Origin of the sequence: Cytobacillus sp. Hz8, assembly GCF_042263505.1 — a bacterium.
Classification (GTDB): Bacteria; Bacillota; Bacilli; order Bacillales; family Cytobacillaceae; genus Bacillus_BE.
Genome location: NZ_JBHKFI010000001.1, coordinates 577,989 through 594,873, shown reverse-complemented (window position 1 = coordinate 594,873; position 16,885 = coordinate 577,989). Strand labels below are relative to the sequence as shown.

19 protein-coding genes are annotated in these 16,885 nt (G+C 36.5%); 5 read left to right on the top strand and 14 right to left on the bottom strand.

Translation table 11 applies throughout. The features are described from left to right. The coding region (locus ACE38V_RS02960; RefSeq protein ID WP_375839666.1) for an IS3 family transposase at positions 1–87 on the top strand (87 nt) is incomplete at its 5' end. Between the two features lie 62 nt (positions 88–149). Here the strand turns inward: ACE38V_RS02960 and ACE38V_RS02955 are convergent. The 5 genes from ACE38V_RS02955 to ACE38V_RS02935 all read right to left on the bottom strand — a co-directional run bounded on the left by ACE38V_RS02955 (position 150) and on the right by ACE38V_RS02935 (position 5,906). Then, positions 150–1,286, bottom strand: coding sequence for a dihydrolipoamide acetyltransferase family protein (locus tag ACE38V_RS02955; RefSeq protein ID WP_375839639.1), 1,137 nt, complete (start codon positions 1,284–1,286; stop codon positions 150–152). A gap of 15 nt (positions 1,287–1,301) precedes the next feature. Next, on the bottom strand, positions 1,302–2,327 hold the full coding sequence (locus tag ACE38V_RS02950) for an alpha-ketoacid dehydrogenase subunit beta (RefSeq protein ID WP_375839638.1): 1,026 nt from the start codon (positions 2,325–2,327) through the stop codon (positions 1,302–1,304). A gap of 26 nt (positions 2,328–2,353) precedes the next feature. Continuing rightward, positions 2,354–3,313: a thiamine pyrophosphate-dependent dehydrogenase E1 component subunit alpha gene (locus ACE38V_RS02945; protein WP_375839665.1), complete on the bottom strand. Its 960-nt coding sequence runs from the start codon at positions 3,311–3,313 to the stop codon at positions 2,354–2,356. A gap of 214 nt (positions 3,314–3,527) precedes the next feature. After that, positions 3,528–5,144 (bottom strand): sigma-54-dependent Fis family transcriptional regulator, encoded by a 1,617-nt coding sequence (locus ACE38V_RS02940; RefSeq protein WP_375839637.1) that lies wholly within the window; start codon positions 5,142–5,144, stop codon positions 3,528–3,530. Between the two features lie 300 nt (positions 5,145–5,444). Continuing rightward, positions 5,445–5,906 carry a pyridoxamine 5'-phosphate oxidase family protein gene (locus ACE38V_RS02935; protein WP_375839636.1) on the bottom strand — a complete coding sequence of 154 codons (462 nt, stop codon included), beginning with the start codon at positions 5,904–5,906 and terminating at the stop codon, positions 5,445–5,447. A gap of 146 nt (positions 5,907–6,052) precedes the next feature. Here ACE38V_RS02935 and ACE38V_RS02930 point away from each other — a divergent pair, with 146 nt between their 5' ends. Continuing rightward, positions 6,053–6,253, top strand: coding sequence for a YlaI family protein (locus tag ACE38V_RS02930; protein WP_375839635.1), 201 nt, complete (start codon positions 6,053–6,055; stop codon positions 6,251–6,253). A gap of 59 nt (positions 6,254–6,312) precedes the next feature. On the opposite strand, the gene ACE38V_RS02925 is transcribed toward ACE38V_RS02930, so the two are convergent. The 3 genes from ACE38V_RS02925 to typA all read right to left on the bottom strand — a co-directional run bounded on the left by ACE38V_RS02925 (position 6,313) and on the right by typA (position 9,161). Then, positions 6,313–6,606, bottom strand: coding sequence for a hypothetical protein (locus ACE38V_RS02925; RefSeq protein WP_375839634.1), 294 nt, complete (start codon positions 6,604–6,606; stop codon positions 6,313–6,315). 19 nt (positions 6,607–6,625) lie between these two features. Then, positions 6,626–6,934, bottom strand: a complete 309-nt coding sequence (locus ACE38V_RS02920; RefSeq protein WP_375839633.1) for a YlaH-like family protein — start codon at positions 6,932–6,934, stop codon at positions 6,626–6,628. Positions 6,935–7,322: 388 nt separating this feature from the next. Beyond that, positions 7,323–9,161, bottom strand: coding sequence for a translational GTPase TypA (gene typA, locus ACE38V_RS02915; RefSeq protein WP_375839632.1), 1,839 nt, complete (start codon positions 9,159–9,161; stop codon positions 7,323–7,325). A 218-nt stretch (positions 9,162–9,379) separates the two neighbouring features. Between typA and ACE38V_RS02910 the strand changes: the two genes are divergently transcribed. Beyond that, positions 9,380–9,565: a YlaF family protein gene (locus ACE38V_RS02910; RefSeq protein ID WP_375839631.1), complete on the top strand. Its 186-nt coding sequence runs from the start codon at positions 9,380–9,382 to the stop codon at positions 9,563–9,565. Between the two features lie 781 nt (positions 9,566–10,346). Here the strand turns inward: ACE38V_RS02910 and ACE38V_RS02905 are convergent. Together ACE38V_RS02905 and ACE38V_RS02900 are read right to left on the bottom strand one after the other, a co-directional pair. Beyond that, positions 10,347–11,147, bottom strand: coding sequence for an inositol monophosphatase family protein (locus tag ACE38V_RS02905; RefSeq protein ID WP_375839630.1), 801 nt, complete (start codon positions 11,145–11,147; stop codon positions 10,347–10,349). A 220-nt stretch (positions 11,148–11,367) separates the two neighbouring features. Further along, entirely contained in the window at positions 11,368–11,562 is a 195-nt protein-coding gene (locus tag ACE38V_RS02900; protein WP_375839629.1) for a hypothetical protein, read from the bottom strand. Between the two features lie 196 nt (positions 11,563–11,758). Here ACE38V_RS02900 and ACE38V_RS02895 point away from each other — a divergent pair, with 196 nt between their 5' ends. Then, positions 11,759–12,382 carry a YktB family protein gene (locus ACE38V_RS02895; protein ID WP_375839628.1) on the top strand — a complete coding sequence of 208 codons (624 nt, stop codon included), beginning with the start codon at positions 11,759–11,761 and terminating at the stop codon, positions 12,380–12,382. 64 nt (positions 12,383–12,446) lie between these two features. Here the strand turns inward: ACE38V_RS02895 and ACE38V_RS02890 are convergent, their stop codons facing one another. After that, positions 12,447–12,722, bottom strand: coding sequence for a UPF0223 family protein (locus ACE38V_RS02890; RefSeq protein WP_375839627.1), 276 nt, complete (start codon positions 12,720–12,722; stop codon positions 12,447–12,449). Positions 12,723–13,101: 379 nt separating this feature from the next. Continuing rightward, complete coding sequence (locus ACE38V_RS02885) at positions 13,102–14,061, bottom strand: NAD(P)H-dependent flavin oxidoreductase (RefSeq protein ID WP_375839626.1); 960 nt, start codon at positions 14,059–14,061, stop codon at positions 13,102–13,104. Between the two features lie 182 nt (positions 14,062–14,243). Here ACE38V_RS02885 and ACE38V_RS02880 point away from each other — a divergent pair, with 182 nt between their 5' ends. Next, entirely contained in the window at positions 14,244–15,713 is a 1,470-nt protein-coding gene (locus ACE38V_RS02880; RefSeq protein WP_375839625.1) for an aminotransferase class I/II-fold pyridoxal phosphate-dependent enzyme, read from the top strand. 258 nt (positions 15,714–15,971) lie between these two features. Here the strand turns inward: ACE38V_RS02880 and ACE38V_RS02875 are convergent, their stop codons facing one another. Then, positions 15,972–16,097, bottom strand: a complete 126-nt coding sequence (locus tag ACE38V_RS02875) for a GapA-binding peptide SR1P (protein ID WP_375839624.1) — start codon at positions 16,095–16,097, stop codon at positions 15,972–15,974. A 234-nt stretch (positions 16,098–16,331) separates the two neighbouring features. Further along, the gene (locus tag ACE38V_RS02870; RefSeq protein ID WP_375839623.1) at positions 16,332–16,631 is read right to left on the bottom strand and encodes a DUF3055 domain-containing protein; all 300 of its coding nucleotides are present in this window, start codon (positions 16,629–16,631) and stop codon (positions 16,332–16,334) included. Between the last annotated feature and the right edge of the window lie 254 nt (positions 16,632–16,885).

The window sequence follows — 16,885 nt, the reverse complement described above, 5'->3', positions numbered from 1 at the left end:
CGACACTATAACCATACTAGATACCAATGGAACCTAAAAAAGATGACTCCTGTACAGTACAGGAATCATCTTTTACAGATAGCCTAGGCCTTTTTTTTAAATGTCCTTTACAAAGGGTACACTTTAACACAGGCGGTCTCTCTTTTTTCCTAAACAGGCATTTCTTCGAAAATAATTTCCGGATGCTGAAGCGTTTGGCAAACCGTTTGCAAAAATCTCGCAGCTGGGGCACCGTCGATGGCACGATGGTCAAACGTCAAGCTTAGTGGAAGTCGCTTTCTTTCAAATACTTGTTCGTCTTTCATGATAATATCACTTTCAATTTGCCCTACACCCAAAATAGCTCCCTCTGGTTTATTAATGATTGGCGTAAAAAACTGAATCCCTAAGCTGCCTAGATTGGTAACCGTAAAGGTAGACCCTGATTGTTCTTCGGTTGAAAGCTGATGATTTTTTGTTTTTTCAATGAGCTGATGAGCCATTTCCCTTAACTGTGTCAAGCTTAATCGATCTGCATGATGAATGACAGGAACAAATAATCCCTCCTCTGTATCGACTGCCACACCTAAATGAATGGATGGATACCGTCTGATTTCTTCGCCAATTACATGTATATTGACGTTGGAATGTTGTTTTAAGGACTTGATAACAGCATAAAGCACTATATCATTCCAGCTAAAATTCTTTTCTGAAGCCGTTCTTTTTCGATCTAATTCCGTAACATCCGCCCATGCAGTTTCAGTTAATTGTGCTGAGGTCATTAAGCTATCGCTCATTCTTTTGGCGATTGTCTTTCTTATTTCATTAAAAGGAGTAATGAAAGCTTCAGAGTCCTGTTTTTGATGAACCGCATTCCGAACATCATTTTCTGTTATTTGCCCATTTATTCCGGTACCTGAAACCGAAGAAAGGTTGACCCCTAAATCTCGAGCCAAACGTCTAATTCGCGGCAGCACCCGGACAAATTGACTTTTATTCTGAACCCCATTCATATTTGGCTTTCTTTGGCCAAATGACGGATTTAATGCTTGATTTCCTTCTTTCTTTTCTGAAACAGATTCGATAGTGGCTAGTGTTTCACCACCCCTTGCCACCTCTCCTCTAGGGATAAGAATTTCTTTCAAAATTCCATCTTCTTCAGCAGCAATTTCCGATACCGCTTTTTCAGTTTGAACTTCGACTAATATCTCCCCTTTTTTTATGGTATCTCCTACAGATTTATGCCAGAATACAATCATACTTTCTATAGAGTCATCAGAGGTTTGTGGTAATTTTACCTCATACATAATCCTTGTCCCCCCTCACTGTCCTTCATTCATAAGTTTTAAAGCGGAAAGATAGATTTCTTCAGGATTTGGGAGAACAAATTTTTCTAATGGTCGGCTATATGGAATTGGGACATTTGGTATAGCAATTCGTTTAACAGGAGCGTCTAAATCATATAATGCCTCTTCCGCAATGATGGCAGAAATTTCAGCTGTCACACCATAAGATAAGTAATCTTCATCAACAACAATTAAGCGATGTGTTTTTCTGACAGATGCTAAAATCGTATCCTTATCAATTGGAGAAAGCGAACGTAAATCAATGACTTCAGCACTTACCCCATCCTTTTCCAAATTATTTGCTGCTTGCAATGCATAATGCATGGTCATTTGTAATCCAACGATAGTGACATCAGTTCCTTCCCGAACAACCTTTGCCTTATTTAAAGGAATCGTATATGCTTCTTCAGGAACATGAGATATCGCTGCATCCAGTTGGTCCATCCAACCTAGACCTTGTAAGGACTTATGAAACATGAACAACACAGGATTATCATCTTTTATTGCTGAAATCATCATACCTTTTAAATCATATGGTGTAGATGGTGCAACAACTTTCAGTCCCGGAATATGGGCAAAGGTTGCATACAGAGTTTGTGAATGCTGTGAAGCATCACTATAACCTCCACCAACAGCTGTCATCAACACCATTGGAAGTTTAACACTTCCACCAGACATGTATTGTATTTTCGCCATTTGATTATAAATTTGATCCATGCATACTCCAAAAAAGTCCACAAACATAAGCTCTGCGATTGGGCGCATTCCTTGAGAAGCAGCACCAATGGCAGCACCGATAAATCCAGTTTCTGAAATAGGGGTATCCATGATTCGATCAGCACCATATTTTTCATATAATCCTTGAGTTGCCCCAAAAATTCCTCCGTACTTTCCAACATCCTCCCCAAGAACAAAGACATTTGGATCTCTGTCCATTTCAAGTGCGATTGCTTCAGCTATTGCTTTATTCCCAGTTAACATTCGCTTTTGAATAGTTTCCATCAAAAATCGCCTTCCTTTTCCACTCATTAATTGTTGAAAACATCTTCCAGCGCTGACTCTGGTTGTGGATATTCGCTTCCTCTTGCAAAAGCATAAGCTTCATCAACTTCTTTTTTTACCTTATTTTCCATTTCCTCCATTTCTCCAATTGACATATATTTTTCCTTTATTAACAGCTCTTTTAATTTCATAATTGGATCCTTTTTAAGAAGACTTGGAACTTCCTCTTTGCTACGATAAGTTTCAGGATCACCCTGAAAATGCCCTAAGAAACGATAGGTTTCAATTTCAATTATCGATGGACCTTGACCACTTCTCGCATGAGCAATCGCTTCTTCGGACACAAGATACATTTCAATTGGATCATTATCATGAACCCGATAACCTTTTATGCCATAAGCGATTGCACGTGTTTCATTGCTATCAACTGATGTAGATGTTGACTTTGGAACAGAAATTCCATATGCATTATCTTCAATCACTAAAAGAAGTGGTAATTTCCATAAAGCAGCTAGATTCATGGACTCATGAAAGCTTCCTGCATTAGCAGCACCTTCCCCAATAAAGGCAACCGCAACAAAGTCTTCTCCTTTCTTCTTTGCAGCTAGTGCTGAGCCAACTGCATGCGGGAGCCCAGCTCCGACAATCCCACCGCAAGAAAAATTAACATTTGGATCAAACAAATGCATATGTCCGCCTTTTCCCTTTCCTAAACCAGTTACCTTCCCAAATATTTCTGCTGTCATTTTCTTTAAGTCAACACCCTTTGCAATCGCATGGTGATGAGGACGATGAGTTGAAGATACGGTATCTTCTTTTTTCAAATGAGCGCATATGCCTACTGCTGCTGGTTCTTCTCCATTACTTAGATGCATTTCCCCTGGAACTGGCCCTGCTCCAATATTAAAAATCGGCTTTTTTCCTTCGCTGTACGCTTCGACCATCATTTCTTCAAAATAGCGACTTTTTACCATTGTTTCGTACATCCATTTCAGCTTCTCAACAGGAATATTCACCTTTTCTTCTGTTACCAACACTTGAATTTCCTCCTTTTGCTTAAAAAATGGCTTTCTTATATTGTTCTTGCATTTTTTATGCCACTTTAACATACCCGTCCTTTCTACTCTCAATAAAAAAACTGTCCCAATTTTATACACCTCAGTCTGTTTGAGACGGGACAGTGTATAAAATTGGGACAGTCTATTGGATATGATATCTTTTCATTTTTCGATAAAGTGTACTTCTGGAAATCCCTAAATATTTTGCCGCCCTACTAAAATTCCCATCATACTTGTCGATAGAATCCTCTATAGCCTGCTTTTGTATGATATCCTTTCTAGGTATCGGAGGAAAATCCATCTGTTCCTCATTCCTTTGGATATTCATATAAGCAGGAAATAACTCTGCGCTTATTACACGAGCATTTGCTTTCACCATGGCGTACTCTAATACATTTTGAAGCTCTCGCACATTTCCTTGCCAATCATATTTACACAAAAAATCCATGACATCATCTGGAATGTTTGGTATGTCTTTTTGTAATTTTTCTCCAAGCTTTGCAACAAAATAATGAACCAAAATAGGAATATCATCTTTACGGTAACGCAAGCTTGGAATTTGAATCGGCATCACATTAAGACGGAAAAATAGATCTTCACGAAAACGTCCATTCGAAACTTCCTGCTGCAAATTTTTATTCGTGGCTGCTATAATTCTAACATTCACAGGTATTTCCTTCGCACCACCAATGCGGGTTACCGTTTTATTCTGCAATACGCGAAGAAGTAGGACCTGCATCGCTAAGGACATTTCAGCTATTTCATCTAAAAAAACGGTACCTTCATGCGCCAGCTCGAATTTTCCTGCACATCCTCCTCTTCGGGCACCAGTAAACGCCCCATCCACATAACCAAAAAGTTCACTTGCCAATAATTCTTTTGGGATTGCTCCACAATTAATTGCAATAAACGGGAAATCTCGGCGTGCACTTTCATTATGAATAGCTTGGGCAAATAAATCCTTTCCTGTCCCACTTTCCCCCATGATGAGAACGGTTGAGTCCGTTTTTGCAACTAATTTTGCATCTGTGATTGATTGTAAGAAAAATGGATTTTCCCCAATAATGTCGTCAAAAATCAAATCCACTTGTTCTGTTATTGTTTTTGTAGCAATCTTGTGGCTTTTCCATTGAAGGGTCATTTCTTCAACCATTAATTGATTTTCAATTGCCTTTGCATTCGATACAACCATTCCTAATGTATGAGGATGCATATTTTCACTTAACCCAGATACATTCAATACTCCAAACATTTTGCCAGCACGATTAAATATGGGTGAAGCAGAGCATGACCACGATTGGTTGATTACTGAAAAATGCTGATAACTCATAATTTGAGTAGGGAGCTTATCCTTTATGGCTGTACCAATTGCGTTTGTCCCCATCACTTCTTCGCTCCAATTTGCCCCAACAACGAAATTGATTTTTTCGGCTGCCATTCGCTCATCCTCATCACCAATGACTATTAATAGGTAACCCTCTTCATCACTTAGCGTTACAAGAAACCCGGTGCCTTTAATATAGTGATAAAGCGTTTTCATCAATGGTTGAGCGGTATCAATCAATCCCTTCTTCTTTCGCAGTTTTTGTTGTATTTCTTTTTCAGAAAGTTTTTCTTTTCCAATTGTCTGAAAAGGATCTACATGATTCTCCTTTGAACGCATCCATGAGCTTTGAATCATCGATTCCATATCTGGATGAAGCTTCCCTTCAAACACAAACATTTTCCACATATCGTGTAGTTGTTCTTGTTCTTTCACAGGACCCTCCCCTTTATATGATTTTTACATGAATCAATTTTTACCAAAGGAATGCGCTAGATTTGCCCATACTTAAAGTATAATTGATAGAAAATTATAAATAAATATGATAACTATATAAGATTTGTGACATAACAATCCCTTAATCAAATTCAACCCTTGGAACTATTATCCGTTTTTACTTGCTGTCTTACACTGTCTGAAATTGATCATGATCCATATAAAAAACACACTTAAAGTGTGTTTTTTTGCGTAACTTAAGCCTCAGTAGCTATTAAAAAGGCGTCATATCTAATTCCATTATTTTGATTCACGTCTTAATGCATCCATGACTTGTTTATCTAATTTTTCAGCGGCTTCCTTATCATAAGTTTTATCATACATAGGTTCCACAGAGATTCTTGAACCATAGAACATGACATCTCTCACTTCATTAATTTTCATTTCGACAAGAGCTAGTTTTATCGGGACATTTTTTAATTCAGGAACCTTTACTTCAGCAAAACCGCTGATGGAATAAGTGGATTCATTTGCAATTAAATGAAAGACAATCTTTCCATTATGTTGAATGTTTAAAATTATTCTAGAACGACTATCAACAGCAAAGAGAAGAGTCCGAGCGTCCTTAGCATAAATCCATGAGATTGAATTAACATTTGGACCGTTCGTTTCATAATCTACTGTTGCTATTGTACAAAAATGCTCTTTTTTTAAAATATCATACAAAGGTGTAATTAATTTCGGTTCCACTCGATTCGGCATAAATAACCCTCCTCAATTTTACCATTATATTACTACAAAAAAATGGAATCATCAATTTTGCTTAACCCATAATAAAGAATCTTCATCTTTTTCATGATATACTAGTGATAAGGATAATTGATAATTAATATTATTGAGGTGTATCAATGAGAGTAAAATGTGTTCTCTGCGACAAAATAGAAAACATTGATGATTATTCATTCCAAGCAAAAAGATTACGAAATCGTCCCATTCACACATATATGTGCATGTCTTGTGAAGAACGGATCACCAAAAGAACCAATGAACGAAAAGCAACTGGAAATTTCCATTTATATCGACAAAGAGTACAGGAAGAAGAATGGTAAGAATTTCTATGCACATAATAAGATGAAAAAACCGCTCCTGAGCGGTTTTTTATTTTGTACTATAATTCTCCTGAATAGTTTCTGTATTTCTCAGGCTCCTGTTTAATTTGATTCAGCATAACTTCAATGAGCTCACGTGGAAATCGTTTTTTACCGGAATCACCTTGAATCTGATACAGTACATAGTACATTTCCTCATCCTTTTGAATTTCAATATTGGAAAGCTCAAATTCATCAGTCAATATCTCATAAAATAGTTTTTCAGTTTGATATGCAGCAGTATCTCCCGGCCTTTCGTCAACGACTACCTTAATCGTTAGCCAATTATAGATAGCATCTTGTACGGATCTCATTTATATCTCCCCTAATTGATTAGTTCGCATGTTTTTGATGAAGGCGAAGACGAATTTTATAAATGATGAGAATGATCGCAGCAAGAACTAATCCTTCCGCAATCGGTAAAAATATCCCCAGAAAGCACAAAATCGTGCTTCCTATTGCAAGAAAAATATAAATCAGCACCGATTTAATAAGTGGTAGCTTTTGTGCAAATCCAAGCTTATATACTAAAATTGACAATGCCAAAATCGTTAAATATAAGAGCCACATACCTAATTTTGAATTTTCTTCCACATTAAATAATGCAGCAAAAAATGACAATCTTGATCCTATATCTACCATATCTCCCTGCTCCCTTGTACTTACTATTTTAGTTCAATCACAACACTACATAACACACCATTTTGTTTTTTATAAAAAAGCTCGTGATTCTAAGATATTATACCAAAAAGAGAACAACGAATCTATTTCAATCTCCCTACCTTGACAAATAAAGAAAACCCGCCGATTGGCGAGCCCCTAAGGACGAAGACAGAGGTGTCATTCACTGAAAAAAGAAAAGCGCTTTTTTCGGCTGCGAAGTGTCTCTCGGAAGCTTCCCTTGTGCTCTTATACTAAATTCCTAAAATTGGCCACTACGTTGAGTTTCTTCTTTGTTGCCAATTTATACTTTACGTACAAAAAAAAGAAAGATTGACAAAAAGTCAACCCTTCTTTATAACTAATTAAATTAGTTCATTTCCGCATATTTTTTCTTTCTTGCAAGTCTTTCCCGTTCATTCTTATCAAGAATTTTTTTGCGGAGACGAATGGATTCCGGTGTAACTTCACAGTACTCGTCATCATTTAAATACTCTAAAGATTCCTCAAGAGACATGATACGAGGTTTTTTCATGGTTGCTGTTTGATCTTTTGTTGCAGAACGAACATTTGTTTGTTGCTTCACTTTTGTAATATTCACCGTAATGTCATTTTCACGAGTATGTTCGCCGACAATCATTCCCTCATAAATTTCTGTTCCCGCATCAACAAAAATCGTTCCTCTATCTTCAACTTGCATAATACCGTAAATAGATGCTTTTCCTGTTTCCATTGAAACAAGCACCCCTTGTCTTCTTCCACCAACTTGACCTTGAGCCATTGGCTGATAGCTATCAAATGTATGGTTGATAATCCCATAACCCCGAGTTAAGGTTAAAAATTCAGTTGTATATCCAATTAAGCCACGAGCAGGAACCATGAAGATTAATCTTACTTGACCAGATCCATTATTAATCATATCAAGCATTTCACCTTTACGAGCTCCGATTGATTCCATTACAGCTCCAGTATGCTCTTCAGGAATGTCAATTTGAACACGTTCTACAGGTTCACAGCGTACTCCATCAATTTCCTTCACAATAACCTCTGGTTTTGATACCTGAAGCTCATAGCCTTCACGACGCATATTCTCAATTAAAATGGAAAGATGCAATTCACCACGGCCAGAGACAACCCAAGCATCTGGAGAATCCGTGTTTTCAACACGAAGGCTGACATCAGTTTGTAATTGAGAACGTAATCTTTCTTCAATTTTGCGTGATGTAAGATACTTTCCTTCTCTACCTGCAAATGGGCTGTTATTCACTAAAAAAGTCATTTGTAGCGTAGGTTCGTCAATTCTTAATAATGGTAGTGCTTCTTGATGTTCAATTGGACATACCGTTTCCCCAACGTTAATGTCCTCCATTCCGGATACGGCAATTAAATCACCGGCAACGGCCTCTTGAATTTCTTCCCGTTTTAAGCCAAAGAAACCAAAGATTTTTGTAACACGGAACTGTTTAACCGTTCCATCTAATTTCATTAAGGCTACTTGCTGACCAACATGCATGGTTCCACGGAACACACGACCAATCCCGATTCTTCCGACATAATCATTATAATCAAGTAAAGCCACCTGAAATTGTAATGGTTCCTCGCGATTATCTACTGGTGCTGGGATATTTTCAATAATGGCTTCATATAAAGATTTCATGTTTTCATCCTGTTTATTTGGATCTGTGCTAGCTGTTCCATTGATAGCTGAGGCATAGATGACAGGAAACTCAAGTTGCTCTTCTGTAGCGTCAAGTTCAATAAATAAATCGATAACCTCATCAATGACTTCCTCTGGTCGTGCAAAGTCTCTATCAATTTTATTGACAACAACAATCGGGGTTAAATTTTGTTCCAGCGCTTTTTTCAAGACAAAGCGTGTTTGAGGCATACAGCCTTCATAAGCATCTACAACTAATAGAACACCATCCACCATTTTCATGATTCGTTCCACTTCACCACCAAAGTCAGCATGGCCTGGAGTGTCTAAGATATTAATTCTTTTGTCTTTATAATGGATTGCCGTATTTTTCGCTAAGATGGTAATCCCGCGCTCTCTTTCCAAATCATTTGAGTCCATGGCGCGTTCTTCCACATGTTCATTTGTACGAAATGTTCCCGCTTGCTTCAATAATTGATCCACCAATGTTGTTTTACCGTGATCAACGTGAGCAATAATCGCGATATTTCGAATATCTTCTCTTAATTTCAAATATGTTCACTCCTATAATAAATTCATAAATAACATGAATATCTAATATACATTTCTTTTCACAACTAAAATATTATATCACTTTCCTATAGAAAACTAAAAGCTTTTTGTGTAAAATGATAAGAAAAGCATTGAGATGGGTTGTTTAACTTCACCAGAATAAGCTTAGAATCGACTATATTTACATGCTCACTTATACTTACAAGGGAGATTTTAGGATGGATAAAATTAAATTACTCTTTTTATTATTTGCATTTGCTGGCGTTACATGTATGACGGGGATCGGTATTGCCGTTGCTGAAGAAAGTGTGATCGGTGTTATATTGGCACTTCTTTGCTTAGTATTCATTATGGGCATGGGCTTTTCCATGAAGAAAAAAATGAGAGAAAGCGGAAGACTGTGAAAAAGATCGGAAATTATTAATGGGTTCCGTAACTATCGCAAAACGACAATTTACACAGGAAAATGCAAACCCAAATGTAATCCTTTTTGCACTCGAAAATGTAGGACAAATGGTAAGGCTTGAGAAATTAAATAATATTAGAAATAGCAAGGGTTTATACCCTTGCTATTTCTGCTTTTAATGGCTAATTCTTCGGATTGCGAATGACGAATGATGCTCATTAAGAAGTTTACAAACCATTTTCGCCTTCTTCTTATCGATTTCGTGTAGGTATGAGAATTCATAGGCGGAGAATTTCCTGCTAATGTATATAAAGGAAGCTAAAGAAGCAGATATAAGCGGAGATATTCCGCTTAACTGCTCTAAATAAGACAAAATACAAAGATTTGGATAATATAAACGGAAAAACTCCCCTTATTTTTAAGGAAATATAGGTATTTCCCAATATAGACGGAATTTTTCCGTTTATTTTTCATACACAGTAAAATCAATATTCAGTTATAACAGAGGCTAACTTTAAATTTAAAAAAGCAATATTTTTCTGTATATCAAATTGCAAGTAAAAATGTAGTATATTCTGCTGCGGTACACTAGATATTGTACCCCTACATTTTCATATCCAAATTGCCTTACAAATTCTCCAAAAATAATGATCGAAATCCCCTTATATCAACAAATATAGACCTACAAATTACCATACAATTTGAAGGTCATTTTGCATTACATTTTTGATGTTTCGATAGTTAACGGAACCCGTTAGGAAATTATCCGATCTTTTTTTTTACCATTTTCCATTATGTAAATAATCGTGCATCACTCTTTGGTGTAATCCTGGTTTAGCAACCAAAACCGAATTTTGCGTTAAGAGGTTAAGTGGTTCTCCGTGTAGATTTGTGACAATTCCTCCAACTTCTTCAAGAAGAACAATGCCAGCAGCAAAATCCCATGGAGACAGACGTAATGTGATATAAGCATCCATTCTTCCTGCCGCAATGCTAGCTAATTCTAACGCAGCGGATCCATAAGATCGGGTACCACGAACATCATGAGCAAGTCGAGATAAGATGGAGGGATCAATTTTGTTATTTTGAATCACCCATGTAACATTTAAGGAGATAACGGCTTCATTCACGTTGACTTCCTTTAGGGGAGATAGTTCCCGATGATTTAAATATGCCCCTTTGCCTTTCATCGCATGGTAAAGTTCATCATGAATCACATCATAAATTAATCCAATCTTCCCGATACCGTTCTCATAAATCCCAATGGATATAGCAAAGTTCCTTTGTTGATGAATAAAATTCATTGTTCCATCTATCGGATCAATGATCCACGTAATCCCCTCTAGGCTTTCAATATTATCTCCAAATCCTTCTTCCCCTAGAATATTATGGTCTGGAAAAGCTGCTTTGATCTTTTTAATAAAAAATTGTTCCGTTTGCTTGTCAATATTGGTAACAAGATCATTACGATTGGACTTTGTTTCAATGTTTAATGTTTGATTAAACGATTTCTTAATTTCCTCTCCCGCTTCTTTCACCCAACTCTTAGCATAAGCGTCTATTTCATTCCAGTTCACCATAAAATCATCTTCCTTTACAAAAATAAATCGAATGGATGGTAATTTGTACAAGTATTAACATAAGCTTATAGTTTTTTTTTAAACCCATCAAGTTATTAACATGATATTTTTTCCAAAACAAAAAACGAACTCAATTCCATTAATTCGAGTTCGTTTATTATTCCAAAAGTAATTGAATTAAAATGCTCAAAGTTATCATTGTCCCTACCCTTAAATTTTTCTATAATGCTTTTAATTTTAATAATTCTTGCCGAATTTTCATTAACTTTTGCTTACTTAGATGTTGTTGATCCTCATTATCCTCTTGTATCGCGTCAAATAAAGTGGCAAGTTCATAATCTAATTCAAGGCGTAAAACCGCTGTTCTTTCTTTTTCCTTTTTTTCTAATTTTAATGAATTTACAACTTGTTTCATTACTATTTCGCACTCCTTCTAAAATAATTTTCAGACTATTTAAACTACTTATATCATATCTTATGAGTTTCCACTTGTTGTTGCAACAAATTTGTGCGATAACCTAGCAGAGTTTATGACAGGAAAGCTAGACAAATCTTTTTAATTTTCATGATGATTGTGCTAAAATGTTTGTCAAAGTGAGAGGTGGATGATGATGACATTTACAGGTTTTACTGAAGAAGATTTTAACGTATTTCAAATAGATGGTTTAGATGCAAGAATGGATGCCTTAATTCAACATATTCGTCCAAAGCTAACCGACTTAGCTGAATACTTTACGCCGACATTAACCGTTTTAACAGGGGATGAGATGTTTGCCCATGTTGCAAAACATGCAAGAAGAACCATTAATCCTCCAAACGATACATGGGTAGCCTTTGCCAATAATCGAAGAGGATATAAAATGCTCCCGCATTTTCAAATTGGATTATGGGAAACACATGTCTTTATTTGGTTTGCTATTATTTATGAAGCACCAGATAAGGTAAGGTTTGGAAAATCTTTAGAAGCTCATTTAGAGAAGATACATAAAGAGATACCCGCTGACTATGTTTGGTCCTTTGATCATACAAAACCGGAAGCTATATTGCATCGAGATCTTTCAAAAGAAGATTTACTGTTGAAAGTCAAACGATTACAAACTGTAAAAAAAGCGGAAATATTATGTGGATATCACTTAACAAAAGAAGAGGCAATCGCCTTATCAGGACAAGAATTTCTAATAAAGGTGGATTCGGTTTTAAGACATCTAGTCCCTCTTTACACATTTTTAGGGTAACTTCAAGGAGGTTGACCCCTATTATGAATAGTATTTTCATTATATGTCAACCTCTTGCAAAACATTATTTTTTCATTTTTATTTTTTGACCAGGGGCTGTTTCTTTTACCTTCTTTACTGTTTGATAACAAGAATAGCCGCTGATTTCTTCAAATTCACCACATATTCTTTTCTCTTCTGCTTTACTTGGTACGATTTCTTTAAATCTCCGATAAACAGTGAGCAATATGTCACGGTCTACTCCGCTCTCATATGCTTTTTCAACATATTCGAAGAATTTAATGACATCAATAATTTCTTCTGTTGACCAATCCGGCTCGATTGGATATTGATATTCCATGTTTGTCACCTTCTTTTATTTCTCCTGCTGCATAAAGTGAAACATCCATCAGTGGGGGTTTTCGACGCACAGGACGTGCGAGTGCAGACTTATGTGTTGACGTCGCGCTTTTAGTCTGCCATTCATCCCCCACTGATGGTTAGTCACGCAGAGCCTGATTGATTTTTCTAAGGGCTGAAGCCCAAAGAAAAATCAATCAGGCTCATAACGCCACATCCTGTGGCTTCGCCTGACTAGGACCTTAATCCCTCGTCGGACCTTTCCGGACAGTTGATCTCCCACTTATCTTCTTCGTATTCTCAGAATCTTGAAGTGGGAGTCAAAATGTCCGTTAAGAGTGGGATAAAACCATTTTCTATATTACACTATCCATGAGAGCTTAGTCTCCCCATTTTTTGCGAATTTCTTCCCCTTCTTCAATCATCCGTTTAATTAATTCTTTCACACTAGGAATATCTTTTATTAATCCCATCACTTGCCCTGCCCAGGCAAAGCCTTGATCCATTTTTCCTTCATAAATATATCTTTTATTCGCCTCCCCGCTAATATAATCCTTTAATTTTTCATACCCTCCATCTTCTTTTTCAATATTGATAATCTTTTCAGTCCAGTTATTTGCAATCGCCCTGGCTGGTGCCCCGAGTGAGCGTTTGATGACAATCGTGTCATTCTCCGTTCCTTCCACCAACTTATTCTTATATAATTCTGACGCATGAACGCATTCCTTTGTTGCGATAAAACGGGTTCCCATTTCGATTCCCTCTGCACCAAGACTTAAAGCTGCCATTAATCCACGGCCATCTCCAATTCCACCAGAAGCAATCACGGGAATGTTGACAGCATCCACTACTTGCGGAATAAGAACCATAGTCCCGATATCATTTCTTCCTAAATGGCCTCCGCCTTCCTGACCAACCACCATCACAGCATCGGCACCTAATTCCTCTGCCTTTTCTGCTTGCCTTCTTGCAGCAACTAATACTAGTTTTTTAATATTGGTTCCCTTAAGCTGCTCAAAGATTGGCGAAGGGTTCCCACCCGTCATTGAAATTACTGGTACTGCTTCTTCAATAGCCACATCCAAAAAATGAGAAAATGGTCTTCCATGTTGGCCAATGGCAAAATTAACACCAAATGGTTTATTTGTTAATTTCTTAACCTTTTGAATTTCCTTTTTTAAATCCTCCGGTGTATCTAAGCTCATGGCAGTGATTTGTCCTAATCCCCCTGCATTTGAAACAGCCGCCGAAAGCTCCGAGTAGGCTAAATAAGCTAACCCTCCTTGAATTATTGGATATTTAATATGTAATAATTCCGTTATCCCCGTTTTCCAATTCATTTTTTCTCCCCTCCTAAAAAGTTATTTTTATTAAGTTCTACTTCCATGTTTTATTTTCCTTTTGAATTTCAAAAACTATCTATGGAGAGGCAGAAAATCTCTATGCAAAGGAAATGAATAATGCTATAATTCATTTGTTTTATTTTTTTCAAGATATTAATCCGAAGAGGTGTGGATCAACATTGTTACAAAATGAAACACCGTTATTTAGCGGTTTACTCAACCACGTTAAGAAAAATCCTGTTCAATTTCACATTCCTGGACATAAAAAAGGGGCAGGTCTTGATCCAGAATTCCGTCAATTTATTGGTGATAATGCTTTATCGATAGATCTTATTAATATTGGACCTCTTGATGATCTTCACCAGCCAAAAGGAATGATTAAACAAGCACAAGATTTAGCAGCAGAAGCCTTTGGAGCAGATCATACGTTTTTCTCCGTACAAGGGACGAGCGGGGCGATTATGGCTATGGTTATGGCAGTTTGTGGCCCTGGGGACAAAATCATTGTTCCGCGAAATGTGCATAAATCCGTTATGTCAGCTATCGTTTTTTCGGGAGCTGTACCAATTTTTATCCATCCGGAAGTAGATGAAAACTTGGGAATTTCCCATGGTATTACCCTGCATGCAGTTGAAACAGCCCTGGAGCAGCATCCAGATGCTAAAGCTTTATTAGTTATTAATCCAACATATTTTGGCATTTCTGCAGATTTAAAGACAATCGTTGAGATTGCCCATTCCTTTCATGTACCAGTTTTAGTGGATGAAGCACATGGAGTACATATCCATTTCCATGATGAACTCCCATTATCTGCGATGCAAGCTGGAGCCGATATGGCTGCCACAAGTGTTCATAAGCTTGGCGGATCCATGACCCAAAGCTCTATCCTTAATGTAAAAAAAGGACTTATATCCGTCAAAAGAGTTCAATCAATTTTAAGTATGTTAACGACAACTTCAACTTCTTATCTTTTACTTGCTTCTTTAGATGTTGCAAGAAAAAGACTGGTGACAGAAGGAAAAGAACTGATTGAAAAGACCATCCAATTGGCTCAATACATTCGCAAAGAGGTCAACGAGATTGAAGGACTGTACTGCGTTGGTGAAGAAATATTAAAATCCGAATCTGCCTTTGATTATGATCCAACAAAACTCATCATATCCGTCAAAGATTTAGGTTTAAATGGATTTGATGTTGAGAAATGGTTACGAGACCACTATAATATCGAAGTAGAAATGTCTGACTTGTATAATATACTTTGCATTATCACATCAGGAGACACCCAAAATGAGGCTGATATCTTAATCAAAGCTTTACGCCACCTTGCTGAGGAAAGAAAAGGGGTTGCAGAAAAGATTCAGACATCCGTCCTCTTACCTGAGATCCCGGTGTTAGCTTTATCACCTCGTGATGCTTTTTATGCGGAGACAGAGCTTGTGACCTTTGACAAATCAGAAGGAAGAATTATTGCTGAATTTATCATGGTCTATCCACCAGGCATTCCTATCTTTATTCCTGGTGAAATTATCACGGAAGATAACCTAATTTATATCAAAAAGAATATGGAAGCAGGACTTCCTGTTCAAGGACCAGAAGATTATGACTTAAGCATGCTAAGAGTTATCAAAGAACACCGTGCCATTAAATAATGTCCCTAAAATAAAATGAAAAGTGATAAGGCAGATATCATAACTTGATACCTGCCTTTTTTATGTGTTTACTTTTTAAAGAAAGACTTTGCAGCGATTGATCCGAAAATAGCCAATATTTATTGAATAAATTCTCCAACCAATAGAAAGATCTATTCGAATGAATAGATCTAACAAAGCTTTAGTGTAGTTATTTTTTATTTAATCGCTTTCAAAATCTTTGAAAACAAGTTTCCCTTTAATCCCGCTGATTTCTGCTTATTTTTCGTGATGATGCTTTTCCTTGCAGCAAGGGCAATCACATTTTGAATAAAGTACGGTTACCTTTTCATCTTCAAAATAAGCAATAGTTGATTCACAATCTTGACAAACGATTGTTCCCATTATATATCCCCTTTTCTTATTTGTTTCCCTCTTTAGGAAAGCGTTTTAATTAACTTAATTCCATAATAATATAACATATTTAAAAATTCAAGCCTATTTTGTATGACACATTTAGAAAGTTCATTCTCATTTTCTACATATTCTTACATTAGTTTATCGTATGCAAAAGATTAGTATGACATTTTTAACATAGAAAAACCAGAAAGATTTGAAATCCTTCTGGTTTATTAAAGATTATTCATATTGTGTGAGAAAAGGGATACTTGGTAAAGCAGAGGTAAAGAATTCAATTAATTCTTTCGCCTGCTGTTCATCATGAATAGGAAATGCTCTTTGAATATATTCGATATCATCGAGGTCTTTAGGGTCGAGGAGTGTAGAGCGGCCAGTTTGCATACAAACAACAAGAGGCTTGCCAAAAAACATATTTGTAAAGATAATTCCAAAATCATACCTTGTACTTTCAGTCGTAAAACCTACAAAACGAACATTCACATTTTCAAATTCATCATATAATTTGTTGAACAATTCCATATGATCCCTCCAATTTTTAAATATTTAGAATCTTATTATAATTGATTTTTGACCATTTGACAACAAAATTTAATCTTATATAACAAACAAGTCTCTACTCCTATTTTTTCATAAGTAAAATCACTTTCTAAAAAATGATGTGCTATATTTCTCTTCCTTTGAAAAACCCTTTTTATTGTCATGACTTTTTAAACAGTGCTAGAATAAATTGAATCATTAATACAGATTTTTATTTATGTTATAAGGGGGATGGA